The sequence below is a fragment of the Klebsiella africana genome (assembly GCF_020526085.1).
Taxonomy (GTDB): domain Bacteria; phylum Pseudomonadota; class Gammaproteobacteria; order Enterobacterales; family Enterobacteriaceae; genus Klebsiella; species Klebsiella africana.
The window spans coordinates 2,856,588-2,869,891 of sequence record NZ_CP084874.1; the positions used below are offsets into that span (position 1 = coordinate 2,856,588).

Here is a 13,304-nt window from a genome sequence, read left to right on the forward strand (position 1 = left end):
AAACGCCCCGGCGCCGCTGGCTGGTAGCTTAAGGGTGACAAAGCCGACATTCGCAGCGGCAAGAGACAACACAACAATAAGATGAGGTCACAATGGCAAACGGCTTGAAATTTTCTCCTCGTAAAACCGCGCTGGCGCTGGCCGTGGCAGTGGTTTGCGCCTGGCAATCACCGGTCTTCGCTCACGGTAGCGAAGCGCACATGGTGCCGTTGGATAAAACGCTGCAGGAATTCGGCGCCGATGTGCAGTGGGATGACTACGCGCAAATGTTTACCCTGATAAAAGACGGCGCTTACGTCAAAGTCAAGCCCGGCGCCAAAACGGCGATCGTCAACGGTAAATCCCTTGATCTACCGGTGCCGGTGGTAATGAAGGAGGGTAAAGCCTGGGTCTCCGATACCTTTATCAACGATGTGTTCCAGTCCGGTCTCGATCAGACCTTCCAGGTAGAAAAGCGCCCTCACCCGCTAAACTCGCTCTCGGCGGCGGAAATCGGTGAAGCGGTGACCATTGTTAAAGCCGCGCCGGAATTCCAGCCGAATACCCGCTTTACGGAGATTTCCTTACACGAGCCGGACAAGGCGGCGGTATGGGCCTTTGCCCTGCAGGGAACGCCCGTTGATGCCCCGCGCACCGCCGATGTGGTGATGCTCGATGGCAAACACGTGATTGAAGCCGTCGTCGATCTGCAAAACAAAAAAATCCTCTCCTGGAAGCCAGTTAAAAACGCCCACGGAATGGTGCTGCTCGATGATTTTGTCAGCGTGCAGAACATTATCAATGCCAGCAGCGAATTCGCTGAGGTGCTGAAAAAGCACGGTATCACCGATCCTGGCAAAGTGGTTACCACCCCGCTCACCGTTGGCTACTTTGATGGCAAAGATGGCCTGCAGCAGGATGCGCGTCTGCTGAAGGTCGTCAGTTATCTGGATACCGGCGACGGCAACTACTGGGCGCACCCGATTGAAAACCTGGTGGCGGTGGTCGACCTTGAAGCGAAGAAAATTATCAAAATTGAAGAAGGCCCGGTGATCCCGGTGCCAATGGAACCCCGCCCTTATGATGGCCGCGACCGCAACGCCCCGGCGGTGAAACCGCTGGATATTACAGAACCAGAGGGCAAAAACTACACCATTACCGGGGATACCATTCACTGGCAGAACTGGGATTTCCACCTGCGTCTTAACTCCCGCGTCGGACCCATTCTTTCAACGGTGACCTACAACGATAACGGCACAAAACGCCAGGTGATGTATGAAGGTTCCCTCGGCGGGATGATCGTTCCCTACGGCGACCCGGACGTCGGCTGGTATTTCAAAGCCTACCTCGACTCCGGCGATTACGGCATGGGCACTCTGACATCGCCGATTGTCCGCGGCAAGGATGCCCCGTCAAATGCGGTACTGCTGGACGAAACTATCGCCGATTACACCGGCAAACCGACCATGATTCCAGGCGCGGTGGCCATATTCGAACGCTATGCCGGACCGGAATATAAGCACCTGGAGATGGGCAAACCCAACGTCAGCACCGAACGCCGGGAGCTGGTGGTGCGCTGGATCAGCACCGTCGGCAACTACGACTATATCTTTGACTGGGTGTTCCACGACAACGGCACCATCGGTATCGACGCCGGTGCCACCGGCATTGAAGCTGTTAAAGGTGTGAAGGCGAAGACCATGCATGACCCCAGCGCCAAAGAGGATACCCGCTACGGAACGCTGATCGACCATAATATTGTCGGCACCACCCACCAGCACATCTATAACTTCCGCCTCGACCTCGACGTGGACGGCGAGAACAACACCCTGGTGGCGATGGACCCGGAAGTGAAGCCCAACACCGCCGGTGGCCCGCGCACCAGTACCATGCAGGTGAATCAGTACACGATTGACAGCGAGCAAAAAGCGGCGCAGAAATTTGACCCGGGCACTATCCGCCTGCTGAGCAACACCAGCAAAGAGAACCGCATGGGCAACCCGGTCTCTTATCAAATTATCCCGTATGCCGGCGGTACGCATCCGGCGGCGACCGGCGCCAAATTCGCCCCGGACGAGTGGATCTACCATCGTCTGAGCTTTATGGATAAACAGCTGTGGGTGACGCGCTACCACCCGACAGAGCGATATCCGGAAGGGAAATACCCGAACCGTTCCGCCCACGATACCGGCCTGGGCCAGTACGCGAAGGATGATGAGTCGCTAACTAACCACGATGACGTCGTGTGGATCACCACCGGCACCACTCACGTGGCGCGCGCCGAAGAGTGGCCGATCATGCCGACCGAATGGGCGCACGCGCTGCTCAAGCCGTGGAACTTTTTTGACGAAACCCCAACCCTTGGCGAGAAGAAAAAGTAATCTTAACCCGCGGTAAAATCGAGCAGGATTTTACCGCCTCTTCCCGGCTGGTCGGCGGCGGCAATCGCCGCCCGCCAGTCGTTCAACGCTATGCGCTGGGCCGGCGGCTGCGTAGTCGTTGGCAAGCGCTGCCAAATCTCGTCAAACGCTGCCCGCCACGCCGCCACGCTGAGTGTCGGCAACGCCTCCCGCAGATGAAACTTGCGCACCGTCGCGCTACCGCGCGTCTGGGTCAGCGGCCGCCCGGATAACAGCCCATAGGAGATTAGGGTCGACGAGGCGGGCAGCACCGACAGCAGCGTATTCGCCAGTTCGCCGCCCACCGCGTCAAACACCAGATCGCTGTGCTGGCTGACCTTCTCCATCAGCGCCCGGTCGGTATCGAGGATCGGATAGATCCCGGCCTGTTCCAGGCGCGCCCGGTGCTGGGGCGAGCGAATAATCCCGCTCACCGAGTGGGCCCCCATGGCCAGCGCCCACTGTCCCAGCAGACTGGCGCAGGAGGATGATGCCGCGGTCAGCACAAGGTGTTTTCCGGCAACCGGCCAGCGCTTGAGCATCAGCATCGCGGTCAGCGGATTGATATACCCGCGGGCGGCCAGCAGATCGTCAACCGCTGGCGGCACCGGCACCAGCCAGGTCTCATCCAGATCGATAAACCGCTGCCAGGTGCCGTCCCCGCGCAGAGGTAGCACCCGCTGTCCCGCGGACAGCCGGCTGCCGTATGGCGCGGCGACCACCTCGCCAAGGCCTTCATAGCCAGCGACGGCCGGCAGTCGGGTGCGGTGGCGATAGGCACCGGTCACGGGGATCAGATCCGAAGGATTCACCGGGGCAAAGCGCATCCTGACCCGCACCCGCCCCCCCGCCAGCGGCGCCAGCGGCAGGCGTTTCAGGGTCAGCACGTCGGCCGGCGGCCCGTAGCGGTCATAAACAATGGCGTCGTTGAACATCGACAGGCTCCAGACAGCGAAAGGCGGGATCATAGCAGATCCCGCCTCCAGTGGCTCACACCTGCGCGTCGGGGTTACTGCGGGCGCCCTGGACCGGGAGAGGATTGCCGATTTCTCGCGGCGGCACTTTGCCGAAATGAAGCAGTTGATGATCGACCTCGATCCCTCCCTGGTCGATTAACCCTGCGCCTGCCCGGGTCAACCCGGCCCGTCGCTGGCTGCGGCCAGCAGCGGGACGATGATATCGCTGAGCGGCGTCGGAATGCCGTGCTGACGCCCGCGACGCTGCACCACGCCGTTACGAATATCCCACTCCAGCGGTCGGCCATTCAGGCGATCGATCAGAATAGAGGTGCTTAAGTCGGCAGGGGCGCGGTGAAAGCCAGCGATAATCTCCTCCGGCACGCTGTCGCTCAGGGCGGCCCCTTCCGCCCGCGCCACCTGCAGGCATTCGCGCAGATAAGCCAGCCCGAGGGCAGTGATGTCCTCCCGGGCGAACATCCCGGCGCGTCGTCCGGTCAGCACCATCAGTCCGGCAACCGCGTTCTGCAACAGTTTGCGCCAGGCCACGGTGGTAAAATCCGCCGCCAGCTCCACCGCGCAGCGGGTGCCTGCCAGCGCCTGCTGTACCCGCTCTGCCCCCGGCAGATCCGGGAGGGTCAGGCGCGGCGTGGCGCGCAGCCAGACAGAGGCATCGGCATCGCGCTGCGCCGGGAACCAGACCACCGACGGCAGCACCGTCGCGCCGCCAGACAAGGGGGCAAACTGCTGGCGCTGCTCAACGCCGTTTTGCAGCACGCACACCACGGTGTCAGCGGAACACAGGGCCGTCAGCCAGGGGGCGATGGCCTCCGTCTGGGTAGTTTTCACCGCGACAAACACCAGGTCGAAGGGGGCGGCTATCGCCGTTGGGTCGGTATGCACCGGGCCGGGCACCACGATCTCGCCCTCGTCAGTGCGCAGTACCAGCGCCGAATGGGCGGTGCGCCCGCAGACCATCGGCGCCCTTCCCCTCTCAAACAGGGCGGCGGCAATCGTGGTGCCGATGGCGCCGGGACCAATTAGTGCAACCTTAGGAAATGCTGTCATGCCGAAGACCTCCTGATGATTCACCGCCCAGATTAGGCAAAGATTGCCCTCCACAGTAGCGAGAAAGACCGGAGGTCGGCAAGCGGAGCGTCGGGAAAAGCCTTTCGCCTTCCCCGACGGAGGGCTAGTAACGCACGCAGACGGATTTGGTTTCGCACCAGCCGTCGAGCCAGTCAGGGCCGAAATCGCGGCCGGTACCAGACTGCTTCATACCGCCGAAAGGCAGGTTGGCGTCAATCAGGGTATGGCTGTTGACCCATACCGTCCCCGCCTGCAGACGGTCGGTGTAGTTCAGGGCCTGGGTTAGATCGCGGGTCCAGACGCTGGCGGTCAGACCAAAATCGCTGTCGTTGGCCAGGCGCAGCGCCTCCTCGCCGTCGGCCACTCGCACCAGGTTCACCACCGGGCCAAACACCTCCTCACGGCTGAGGCGCAGCCCGGCGTCCGGGTTTACCACCAGCGTCGGCGGAATATAGTACCCTCCCGCATCTGGTCCGCCGCTGCCGCTGATAAGCTCTGCCTTCTGCTGGCGAGCCTCTTCGAGGTAGGCCGCCACTTTGTCGCAGTGGGCCCGGGAGACCACCGGGTTGATCTGCGCCGTCTCCTGCATCCCCGGCCCCACCTGCAGTGATTTCACCGCCTGCTCGAACCCGCTGACCAGGGTATCAAACAGCGGCGCTTCGATGTAGATCCGCGAGCTGGCGGCGCAGACCTGCCCCTGATTGAGGAAGCTTCCGGTCATCAGCCCCTCAATAACCCACTGGGGGTCGGCGTCTTTGAGCACAATCGCCGGATTCTTGCCGCCCAGCTCCAGCGTCACGCGGGTCAGGCGGTCGGCGGCCACGCGGGCAATCTGTTTCCCGGTCGCCGTCGAGCCGGTAAAGCTGACCTTCGCCACCTGCGGATGGGCGGTCAGCGCCGCGCCGCAGCCGGCGCCGCTGCCGGTCACCACGTTGAATACCCCGTCAGGAATGCCCGCCTGGGTCGCCAGCTCCGCCACCCGCAGCAGGGTCAGCGGGGTGGTTTCTGAGGGCTTGATGACGATCGAACAGCCCGCCGCCAGGGCCGGCATGACCTTCCACATGCCGATCATCAGCGGGAAATTCCACGGGACGATGCCCGCCACCACCCCGACCGGCTCTTTTTTGGTCCACGCCTGGTAACGCGCCCCTTGCGGGAAAGGGATCGAAACGTCCAGCGTCCGGCCGCTAATCTTGGTGGACAGCCCCGCGGTGTAGCGCATCCAGTTCAGGGTGCAGCCGACCTCAAAAGCGCGAGAGATCGCAATGGATTTGCCCTGCTCGAGGGTTTCCAGTTGCGCCAGCTCTTCGCCGTGCTGCTCCACCAGATCGGCAAAACGCAGCAGGATGCGTTCACGGTCGGCCGGGGTGCGCCCGACCCAGCGGCGATCGACAAAAGCGCGCCAGGCGGACATCACCGCCCGGTCAACATCCGCCGGGCTGGCGTCGGCGGTGGTGGCAATCACCTGCCCGGTGGCCGGATCCCAGACGGTTAACCGGTTTTCGCTCTGCGCGGCGCAGGGGGCGCCGTCGATATACAGGCCATGCTGACGGTCTAAAAACTGCTGGACGCTGGCAAGCAGCGCTATCTGAGAGGTGGACATACCCTTTCCTTATTCTTCGCGGATCGTGCTTTCAGTCTATGTCCGGTTGGCAGTTGGCGCTTTTTTCTCTGTGACATTCGTTTGCGCCGCTGTGACAGTCGCCGCAATTCCGTCGTCTGCCCTCGCAGAAATGTGCCACGGGTAATAGTTCTTTCATATACCCGTCATCGCGCCCTTGCCTGAGGCGACATAAATGCAACAATGCAGAAACATTGTTATTACAGGAGAAGGGCGAATGATGACCACGGCAGAGGGGGGGCTGGCGTATCAGCGCTGGTTGGCGACGATCAATCAGGTCTGCGGCCATTTCGCCGCCCGGCCGCTGGAGGAGAGATTCCACGGTGAGATTGACGCCCGCTACGCCGGCAGCCTCAAGGTCAGCACGGTCACCGCCGCCGGCGTTAATCTCTACCGCACGCGCAATGAGATAAAACGTGATAACGACGCCTGGTTCTATACCGTGTTTCAGCTCACCGGCGAAGCGGTGATCGAACAGGACGATCGCCAGGTGACGCTCGCGGCGGGCGATATCACGTTAATCGACGCCGCCCGCCCCTGCTCCATCGTCTGGCAGCAGACCTCGCGACAGGCCTCGCTGCTGCTGCCGCGCCAGCGGGTGGCACCGACAGGCGACATCGCCACCGCCTGCCGGCTGGACAAATCTCTGCCAATGGTCCAGCTCAGCCAGCGACTGCTGCTGGAAAGCATGGCCGGCACGACGCTCTCCGCCAGCGAGAGCGAAGCCGCGCTGGAGGCGATCGCCTGCCTGTTGCGCCCGGTGCTGCATCAGCGCGAGCCTGCCCCCTCCCGGCGGGAAAAGCAGTTTCAGAAGATTATTGCGTTAATCGATGCGTCCATTCAGTCGGAACATCTGCGCCCGGAGTGGCTGGCCAGCGAGACGGGCATGTCGGTACGCAGCCTGTACCGGCTGTTTGCCGACCAAGGGCTGGTGGTGGCGCAGTATATTAAGAACCGACGGCTGGATCTGTGCGCCCAGGCGTTACAGAACGTCCATGACGATGAAAAGCTGGCGGGGATCGGCTACCGCTGGGGCTTCAGTGACCATAGCCATTTCTCCACCGCCTTTAAGCAGCGCTTTGGCGTCACCCCGGGGGAATACCGCAAGCGCTGTCGCTAATTATTTGCGCAGCCACTGGCCGTTCAATCCCTGGACGTACTCGCCGGGCTGCGCGCGGGCCACCAGCTTCTGCCCGGCCATTTTCGCCACTTCATCCACCGGCAGATTGTTGTCATCCGCCAGCTGCTGGTAGCTTTCGCTGCGCGCGGCGTTGATCTGCTTCACCAGCGCTAAGGTCTCTTTATCCTGGCGCAGCGGCGCCAGATAGCCGTTCAGCGTCTCCCCTACCCGCCCCTGCTGGCGCGCTTCGCTCAGGGTCAACGCCAGCGCGGGCGCGCTGAGTAAAGCCAGCGTCAGCGCCGCGGTTAACAGTCGTTTTCTCATCGTCGCCTCAGAACAAATCGCTGCGGGATTTGAGCAGGTTTTCCACATCCTTATCGACCTTGATATGGATCTCATGCTCAATTTTGACATTCATATTGATGGTGATGGGCTCTTTCGATGCCGCGATTTCGATGCGCGGCGTACAGCCGGCGAGCAGCATCGACGCCACCATGGCCAGTAACAGCTTCTTCATTTAGGTTCCTTACACGTCTTACCGTCCGTACAGCGCCGCACGGGCAGCATGGCATTCTGTTCGAGCCACGCCTGTAAATTGTCGCCAAAGCGTAAACTGCGCCACAGATCGAAAATATTCTCTTCATGAGCGTAGTTTAGCTGCACGGTACTGCTTTTCCCTTCCACCCGGCTGGTGCCGTTAATGGTAGCCTTTAGCGTCAGCACGCCCAGATTATCGAGATTAATCCGCGTCGAAGAGCGGGAGATCTCCATATAGCGCAGCCAGTTGATCGCCGCCCCGGCGGAGACGTTGTCCGCCACCAGCGCATCGGCGGTGTCTTTATCCAGTCGCAGGGTCATCGGCCCGTCATTGCGTAGCCAGCCGTCGTGGATAATCCATTGATTATTCTCCAGCCACAGCGGCAGCGCGCCGCTCACCGCGCCGGACATGGCGAACTGTTTCACCTTGACGGCGCTGGTCAGTTCGCTGCTGGAGATATGCTGCAGGCGGATCAACGCCGGGTCGCGCTGCGGCATACGCAGCTGCAGCAGCGTCAACTTACCGCCTAACAGATCGACGCTGACGTCGCTGAGCTGCAGCGGATTGGCCTCGCTCCACGGCCAGGTGCCCTGCAGATCCGCCGTCAGGTTGCGCGCGGTGACCTGGTTGACGATTTCGCCAATGCGCAGGGAGACCGGGCGGCGGGTGCCCAGCTGCCAGTGGCCGTCGCTGAAGCGGAACGGCAGGACGAAGTCGACGCCGTTGATCTGGTTATCCGGCATCCAGGCGCTGCCGCCCTTCAGGACGCCATGGCCGCCTGCCTCAAATCCCTGCCCGGCTGCCGCCGAGAAGGCCACCTGTGCATAGAGGCTGCCTTCCCGCAGGTTCATCTTCCAGTCCGGCGGCACCAGCGGCTGGAACACCGTCAGCGATTGTTTTGGCCACCATGCCTGGCCGCGCAGCCGTTCGCCATCCCAGCGCCCGGTCAACCGCACCGGGCCAATCTTCTCGGCATGCAGGGCGCCGGTGAACTGGAATCTTGTCGGGTCACGGCCGTCGAGGGCAAATTTCAGCGTCGACGCCGGGAGATAGCTGCCGCCGGTGAAGGTGGTTTTTGCCGCATCCAGCGACAGCGCGCCGGTCAGCCGCGGATGCTCAGCATCGCGCAGCCAGCGGATCGGCTGCTCGAGGGTCAGACGCGGCGTGCTGACCCGCATCGTGCCGTACTCGAGCTTGTCGAAGCCAGTGGAGAGGCTGCTCAGGGTAATGGCATTGTCGCGCCACTCCCCGCTGCCCTTCACATCCCAGCGCGCCTGCATGGGTGTGAAATGTCCCTCGCCCCAGTAGCGCCACTGCCAGCGGCCGCTGTCGGGCAGAAAATCGCTCGCCTGACCGTCCAGGTGCAGCGTAAAGTCGCCCATCTGCTGCTCATGGGCGCGAAGGATGGCCTGCAGGCGGCCATCGACGCCCTGCTGAGTGACCTTTACCCCGGCCAGCGGCCAGCGGATTTCGTCAATATTCAGCGCGTCGATCACCCGTCCGCGCGAGCGCAGCAGCGCCCCGGGATGAAACGCCAGCTGTGGGCTGACCAGCGGCCCGCTGAGCTGGGCCGGCAGCGCCGCGTAGAAGATCATCTCCCCCAGCTTGGCCTCGCCGGTGAGCCGCAGCGGCAGGTCGCTGTTATCCATGCTCAGTTTGCCAGGGCCGATATTCAGCACCGCATTACCCTTCCCGGCATGCCCCTCGGTGAGAACATTCAGGCGGCCGCTGACGATCATCTGTTCGGTGCCCTGCTGCCAGTTGCCCACCGACAGCGCCACCCGCCCGCGCAGCGGATACGCCTCGTAACGGGTGCGCCAGCGGCCGTCGCTGATGGTGATCCGTTCGGGGGTGATCTCCCACGGCAGGTCCAGAATGGGCTCTACCTCGCCGCGCGGCGTTACCAGCAGCTGGCCGCGATTGTGCTGCCACTCGAGCTCAGCATCGATCCATTCCGCGGTCTGCGGGAATTCGAAGGTGCCTTGCATCTGGCCGTCAACCGGCAGACCATCCGGTACCAGCGGCAGATGGAAGGTCCCTACCAGCTTCACCGGCGGCTGATCTTCATTCAGCCGGGCGCTGAACTGGCTGACGGTGAGGGCCTGGCCGCGCAGGCGCGCCTGCAGACTCAGTTCCTTACCGGCAAAGCCGATATCCTGCTGCGCAGGCGTCAATGACATCACCAACCGCCCCTGCCATTTCTCCCACGGCGCCAGCCGCAGGTTGTCAATGGTTAACCAGCTATAGGGCAACATCGATTGCCATTCGGCGAGGGTGCGCGGCGACCCCGGCGTAGGATCGCTGGCCGGTAGTTTATTCAGACAGGCGCTATTAATATTCAGCTGGCCAATGTGCAGCCGCCAGCGGCTGGGACGCGAGAGACGGGCATCGGTCACGCGGGCGATTTCACAGTCGCCCACCAGATAACGCAGATCGGGGATCAGCAGGGCCGACCGCGTCAGGCGCGGACTCTCCTGCAGCGAGATACGTGTGCCCACGGGCAGCCAGATGCCCGCCAGCGTCGGCACCCAGTGGGTCAGCGTCAACAACAGCGTTAGCGGCAATAACACCAGCGCTAACACCAGCGCGATGGCGGCTTTATATTTACCCTTCATGGGCAGTTAATATCCTGATTCAACATAAGTAAAAGCCGAAAGGCGCTCATTGTGACACGTTCGACCAGTGAGTGAAAGTTTGCGACCTGTTAAAGCATAGTTGCCAGCCGCACTCGCGGCGCGACGATCGCTCGTCACCATTTAGCTTTTGTTTAAGCACTCCCTGCCACACTCCAGCCAGACAGGAATGGCTTGCGGGAGAAGCGGTGTCGTTAATTATCTCGCTCATAGAGAGCGCACAGGACCACTATCCATGGGTTTTGCTGATTGTTTTTCTGCTTACCTTCACTAAATCCTGCGCATTGGTCTCGCTGGCAATCCCCGGCACCTCCGGCCTGCTGCTGCTGGGGACATTCGCTTCCGCCAGTCTCGGGCATTTCCTGCTAATGTGGGCCAGCGCCAGCCTCGGCGCCATCGGCGGATTCTGGCTCTCGTGGCGGCTGGGCATTCGCTACCGTCACCGCCTCACACATCTACGCTGGCTGACCGCCGAGCGGCTGGCACGCAGCCGACTCTTTTTTCAGCGCTATGGCCTGTGGGCTATCTTCTTCAGCCGTTTTCTCTCTCCCCTGCGCGCCAGCCTGCCCTTCGTCAGCGGCGCCAGCGGTCTGCCGCTATGGTCGTTCCAGCTGGCCAACGTCAGCTCCGGTCTGCTATGGCCGCTGCTACTGCTCTCCCCCGGCGCTTTCAGCCTGAGTTTATGGTGAAAAAACTTTGTCTTTCAAGGAGATTCCGCAAGTCCACGATATGCTCTAGAATTAGGATTAGCACCTTCTCATTAAACTATTTTTTAATAATTGTACGATTATTTTAAATATGCTACCGTGACGGTATAATCACTGGAGAAAAGTCTTATGAAAATCGCGGTTTATAGTACGAAGCAGTACGATAAAAAGTACCTGCAGCACGTTAATGATACATACGGCTTTGAACTGGAATTCTTCGACTTCCTGCTGACAGCGAAGACCGCTAAAACCGCCAACGGTTGTGAAGCAGTGTGTATCTTCGTTAATGACGACGGCAGCCGCCCGGTGCTGGAAGAGCTAAAAGCCCACGGCGTGAAGTATATCGCCCTGCGCTGCGCCGGATTTAACAACGTCGACCTCGAGGCGGCGAAAGAGCTTGGCCTGCGGGTGGTCCGCGTGCCGGCGTACTCGCCCGAAGCGGTCGCTGAACATGCGATCGGCATGATGATGTCGCTCAACCGCCGCATCCACCGCGCCTACCAGCGTACCCGTGATGCCAACTTCTCCCTCGAAGGCCTCACCGGTTTCACCATGTATGGCAAAACCGCTGGGGTGATCGGCACCGGGAAAATTGGCGTGGCAATGCTGCGGATCCTCAAAGGCTTCGGCATGCGCCTGCTGGCGTTCGACCCGTACCCAAGCGCCGCCGCGCTGGAGTTGGGGGTGGAATATGTTGATCTCGCCACGCTGTATAAGGAATCGGACGTGATCTCCCTGCACTGCCCGCTGACCGACGAAAACTATCACTTGCTGAATCGCCAGGCGTTTGATCAGATGAAAGACGGGGTGATGGTGATCAACACCAGCCGTGGCGCGCTGATCGACTCCCAGGCGGCCATTGACGCTCTGAAGCACCAGAAAATTGGCGCGCTGGGGCTGGACGTTTATGAAAACGAACGCGATCTGTTCTTTGAAGACAAATCCAACGACGTTATCCAGGACGACGTCTTCCGCCGCCTCTCCGCCTGCCATAACGTGCTGTTCACCGGCCATCAGGCGTTCCTTACCGCCGAGGCGCTGATCAGCATTTCGGAGACCACGCTGGGCAATCTGCAGCAGGTCGCCAACGGCGAAACCTGCCCGAACGCCATCGTCTGACGCCTTTCCCTTTTGTGCTCCTCTCCCGGGGGGAGCACATTCAGATAATCCCCACAGATCCCCGCTGCGATACCGTTACACTGGCTTGGTTTTATTAGTTATGTGAATGTTTTGGAGTAAAAATGAACAAATTTGCGGCGCTTCTGGTGGCAGGTATGCTGCTGTCCGGCTGTGTCTATAACAGTAAAGTGTCCACCGGTGCGGAACAGCTGCAGCATCATCGCTTCGTGCTGACCAGCGTCAACGGCCAGGCGGTTAACGCCAGCGACCGGCCGCTGGAGCTAAGCTTCGGCGAGAAGATGGCTATTACGGGCAAGATGTATGTATCTGGCAATATGTGCAACGGCTTTAGCGGAGAAGGCAAAGTGTCAGACGGCGAGCTAAAGGTCAAATCGCTGGCGATGACCCGGATGCTGTGCAACGACGCCCAGCTCAATACCCTGGATGCGACGATCGGTAAGATGCTGCGCGAGGGCGCGCAGGTCGATCTGACGGAAAGCCAGTTGACGCTGGCGACCGCCGACCAGACGCTGGTCTATAAGCTCGCCGACCTGATGCACTAGCCGGCGTTGAGGTGCCGCTGACGCTGCCCCGCGACGGGGCCGCTGTTAGTAGCCGCAGCTGCCGCCCGCCAGCGCCTGCTCGCTGCAGCGTTTGCCGTTCGGCAGCGCGCACATGCCAATCGCCGAACCATCGAGCTGACGAGCCACCGATAACGAGCCGCCTATCATGGCGCAGTTGGCCTGACCGGCGTCGCTCATCGCCGCCCGCATTCCCGGCGTGACGTGCGCCGCCGTGGCCTGCTGAACGGGTTCACTACTGCACGCCGACAGCAACAGCGCCGCACATCCTACTAACATCGCAGCTCGCATTCTCTCTCCCCTCAGAAACGTCTTAAAAAAGCAAACCCAAGAATAATAGGCAGCGTGCTGCGCGGCGTCGAGAGGGTAAACACGTATTTATGCGTCTCATTAACATTTTCTAGCAAATTTTTGCCTAAAGCTTGATCTGCCTCGGCCATGCCGCCCGGCGCATGTGGTTCATCTCCCGGCAGGCAGCCATTTTCTCTGCGAACCACGCAAAATATTGATCTGGTCACGGATACCCGGCGCATTGAGGACACAAATGCAAAAATGGCGGCGC

Annotated in this window: 13 protein-coding genes; 5 read left to right on the forward strand and 8 right to left on the reverse strand. The window is 61.1% G+C overall.

Annotated features, from left to right (window positions below):
• The first annotated feature begins 92 nt into the window (after positions 1-92).
• Positions 93-2,360, forward strand: a complete 2,268-nt coding sequence (gene tynA / locus LGL98_RS13975; protein ID WP_136031805.1) for a primary-amine oxidase — start codon at positions 93-95, stop codon at positions 2,358-2,360.
• 2 nt (positions 2,361-2,362) lie between these two features.
• Here the strand turns inward: tynA and LGL98_RS13980 are convergent, their stop codons facing one another.
• The 3 genes from LGL98_RS13980 to LGL98_RS13990 all read right to left on the reverse strand — a co-directional run bounded on the left by LGL98_RS13980 (position 2,363) and on the right by LGL98_RS13990 (position 6,026).
• Complete coding sequence (locus tag LGL98_RS13980) at positions 2,363-3,346, reverse strand: zinc-dependent alcohol dehydrogenase family protein (RefSeq protein ID WP_226651747.1); 984 nt, start codon at positions 3,344-3,346, stop codon at positions 2,363-2,365.
• Between the two features lie 165 nt (positions 3,347-3,511).
• Positions 3,512-4,402 carry an oxidoreductase gene (locus LGL98_RS13985; protein ID WP_136031811.1) on the reverse strand — a complete coding sequence of 297 codons (891 nt, stop codon included), beginning with the start codon at positions 4,400-4,402 and terminating at the stop codon, positions 3,512-3,514.
• A gap of 124 nt (positions 4,403-4,526) precedes the next feature.
• Positions 4,527-6,026, reverse strand: a complete 1,500-nt coding sequence (locus LGL98_RS13990; RefSeq protein ID WP_136031813.1) for an aldehyde dehydrogenase family protein — start codon at positions 6,024-6,026, stop codon at positions 4,527-4,529.
• A gap of 235 nt (positions 6,027-6,261) precedes the next feature.
• Here LGL98_RS13990 and feaR point away from each other — a divergent pair, with 235 nt between their 5' ends.
• The gene (gene feaR / locus LGL98_RS13995) at positions 6,262-7,164 is read left to right on the forward strand and encodes a transcriptional regulator FeaR (RefSeq protein WP_136031815.1); all 903 of its coding nucleotides are present in this window, start codon (positions 6,262-6,264) and stop codon (positions 7,162-7,164) included.
• Here feaR and LGL98_RS14000 read toward each other — a convergent pair whose 3' ends face one another.
• From LGL98_RS14000 to LGL98_RS14010, 3 genes are read right to left on the reverse strand one after another with little or no spacing between them, the layout of a single operon-like run.
• Positions 7,165-7,488, reverse strand: coding sequence for a YdbL family probable chaperone protein (locus LGL98_RS14000; RefSeq protein WP_002902522.1), 324 nt, complete (start codon positions 7,486-7,488; stop codon positions 7,165-7,167).
• Positions 7,489-7,495: 7 nt separating this feature from the next.
• Entirely contained in the window at positions 7,496-7,681 is a 186-nt protein-coding gene (locus LGL98_RS14005) for a YnbE family lipoprotein (protein WP_004140145.1), read from the reverse strand.
• The gene (locus LGL98_RS14010) at positions 7,678-10,317 is read right to left on the reverse strand and encodes a YdbH family protein (RefSeq protein WP_136031816.1); all 2,640 of its coding nucleotides are present in this window, start codon (positions 10,315-10,317) and stop codon (positions 7,678-7,680) included. The genes LGL98_RS14005 and LGL98_RS14010 overlap by 4 nt, the downstream gene beginning before the upstream one ends.
• A 206-nt stretch (positions 10,318-10,523) precedes the next feature.
• On the opposite strand from LGL98_RS14010, the gene LGL98_RS14015 reads away from it, so the two are divergent.
• The 3 genes from LGL98_RS14015 (at position 10,524) to hslJ (ending at position 12,724) form a co-directional block, all read left to right on the forward strand.
• A complete protein-coding gene (locus LGL98_RS14015; RefSeq protein ID WP_136031820.1) occupies positions 10,524-11,024 on the forward strand; it encodes a DedA family protein in 501 nt (166 codons plus the stop codon).
• A 147-nt stretch (positions 11,025-11,171) separates the two neighbouring features.
• Entirely contained in the window at positions 11,172-12,161 is a 990-nt protein-coding gene (locus LGL98_RS14020; RefSeq protein ID WP_136031822.1) for a 2-hydroxyacid dehydrogenase, read from the forward strand.
• A gap of 122 nt (positions 12,162-12,283) precedes the next feature.
• On the forward strand, positions 12,284-12,724 hold the full coding sequence (gene hslJ, locus LGL98_RS14025) for a heat shock protein HslJ (RefSeq protein ID WP_136031824.1): 441 nt from the start codon (positions 12,284-12,286) through the stop codon (positions 12,722-12,724).
• 45 nt (positions 12,725-12,769) lie between these two features.
• Here hslJ and LGL98_RS14030 read toward each other — a convergent pair whose 3' ends face one another.
• Positions 12,770-13,033 carry a putative hemolysin gene (locus LGL98_RS14030; protein ID WP_004140155.1) on the reverse strand — a complete coding sequence of 88 codons (264 nt, stop codon included), beginning with the start codon at positions 13,031-13,033 and terminating at the stop codon, positions 12,770-12,772.
• Positions 13,034-13,044: 11 nt separating this feature from the next.
• A complete protein-coding gene (locus LGL98_RS14035; RefSeq protein WP_136031826.1) occupies positions 13,045-13,260 on the reverse strand; it encodes a hypothetical protein in 216 nt (71 codons plus the stop codon).
• Between the last annotated feature and the right edge of the window lie 44 nt (positions 13,261-13,304).

Excerpts from the sequence above, each read along its gene's own strand:
- tynA (WP_136031805.1), top strand. The coding sequence starts at position 93 with ATGGCAAACGGCTTGAAATTTTCTCCTCGTAAAACCGCGCTGGCGCTG.
- LGL98_RS13980 (WP_226651747.1), bottom strand. The coding sequence starts at position 3,346 with ATGATCCCGCCTTTCGCTGTCTGGAGCCTGTCGATGTTCAACGACGCC.
- LGL98_RS13985 (WP_136031811.1), bottom strand. The coding sequence starts at position 4,402 with ATGACAGCATTTCCTAAGGTTGCACTAATTGGTCCCGGCGCCATCGGC.
- LGL98_RS13990 (WP_136031813.1), bottom strand. The coding sequence starts at position 6,026 with ATGTCCACCTCTCAGATAGCGCTGCTTGCCAGCGTCCAGCAGTTTTTA.
- feaR (WP_136031815.1), top strand. The coding sequence starts at position 6,262 with ATGATGACCACGGCAGAGGGGGGGCTGGCGTATCAGCGCTGGTTGGCG.
- LGL98_RS14000 (WP_002902522.1), bottom strand. The coding sequence starts at position 7,488 with ATGAGAAAACGACTGTTAACCGCGGCGCTGACGCTGGCTTTACTCAGC.
- LGL98_RS14005 (WP_004140145.1), bottom strand. The coding sequence starts at position 7,681 with ATGAAGAAGCTGTTACTGGCCATGGTGGCGTCGATGCTGCTCGCCGGC.
- LGL98_RS14010 (WP_136031816.1), bottom strand. The coding sequence starts at position 10,317 with ATGAAGGGTAAATATAAAGCCGCCATCGCGCTGGTGTTAGCGCTGGTG.
- LGL98_RS14020 (WP_136031822.1), top strand. The coding sequence starts at position 11,172 with ATGAAAATCGCGGTTTATAGTACGAAGCAGTACGATAAAAAGTACCTG.
- hslJ (WP_136031824.1), top strand. The coding sequence starts at position 12,284 with ATGAACAAATTTGCGGCGCTTCTGGTGGCAGGTATGCTGCTGTCCGGC.
- LGL98_RS14030 (WP_004140155.1), bottom strand. The coding sequence starts at position 13,033 with ATGCGAGCTGCGATGTTAGTAGGATGTGCGGCGCTGTTGCTGTCGGCG.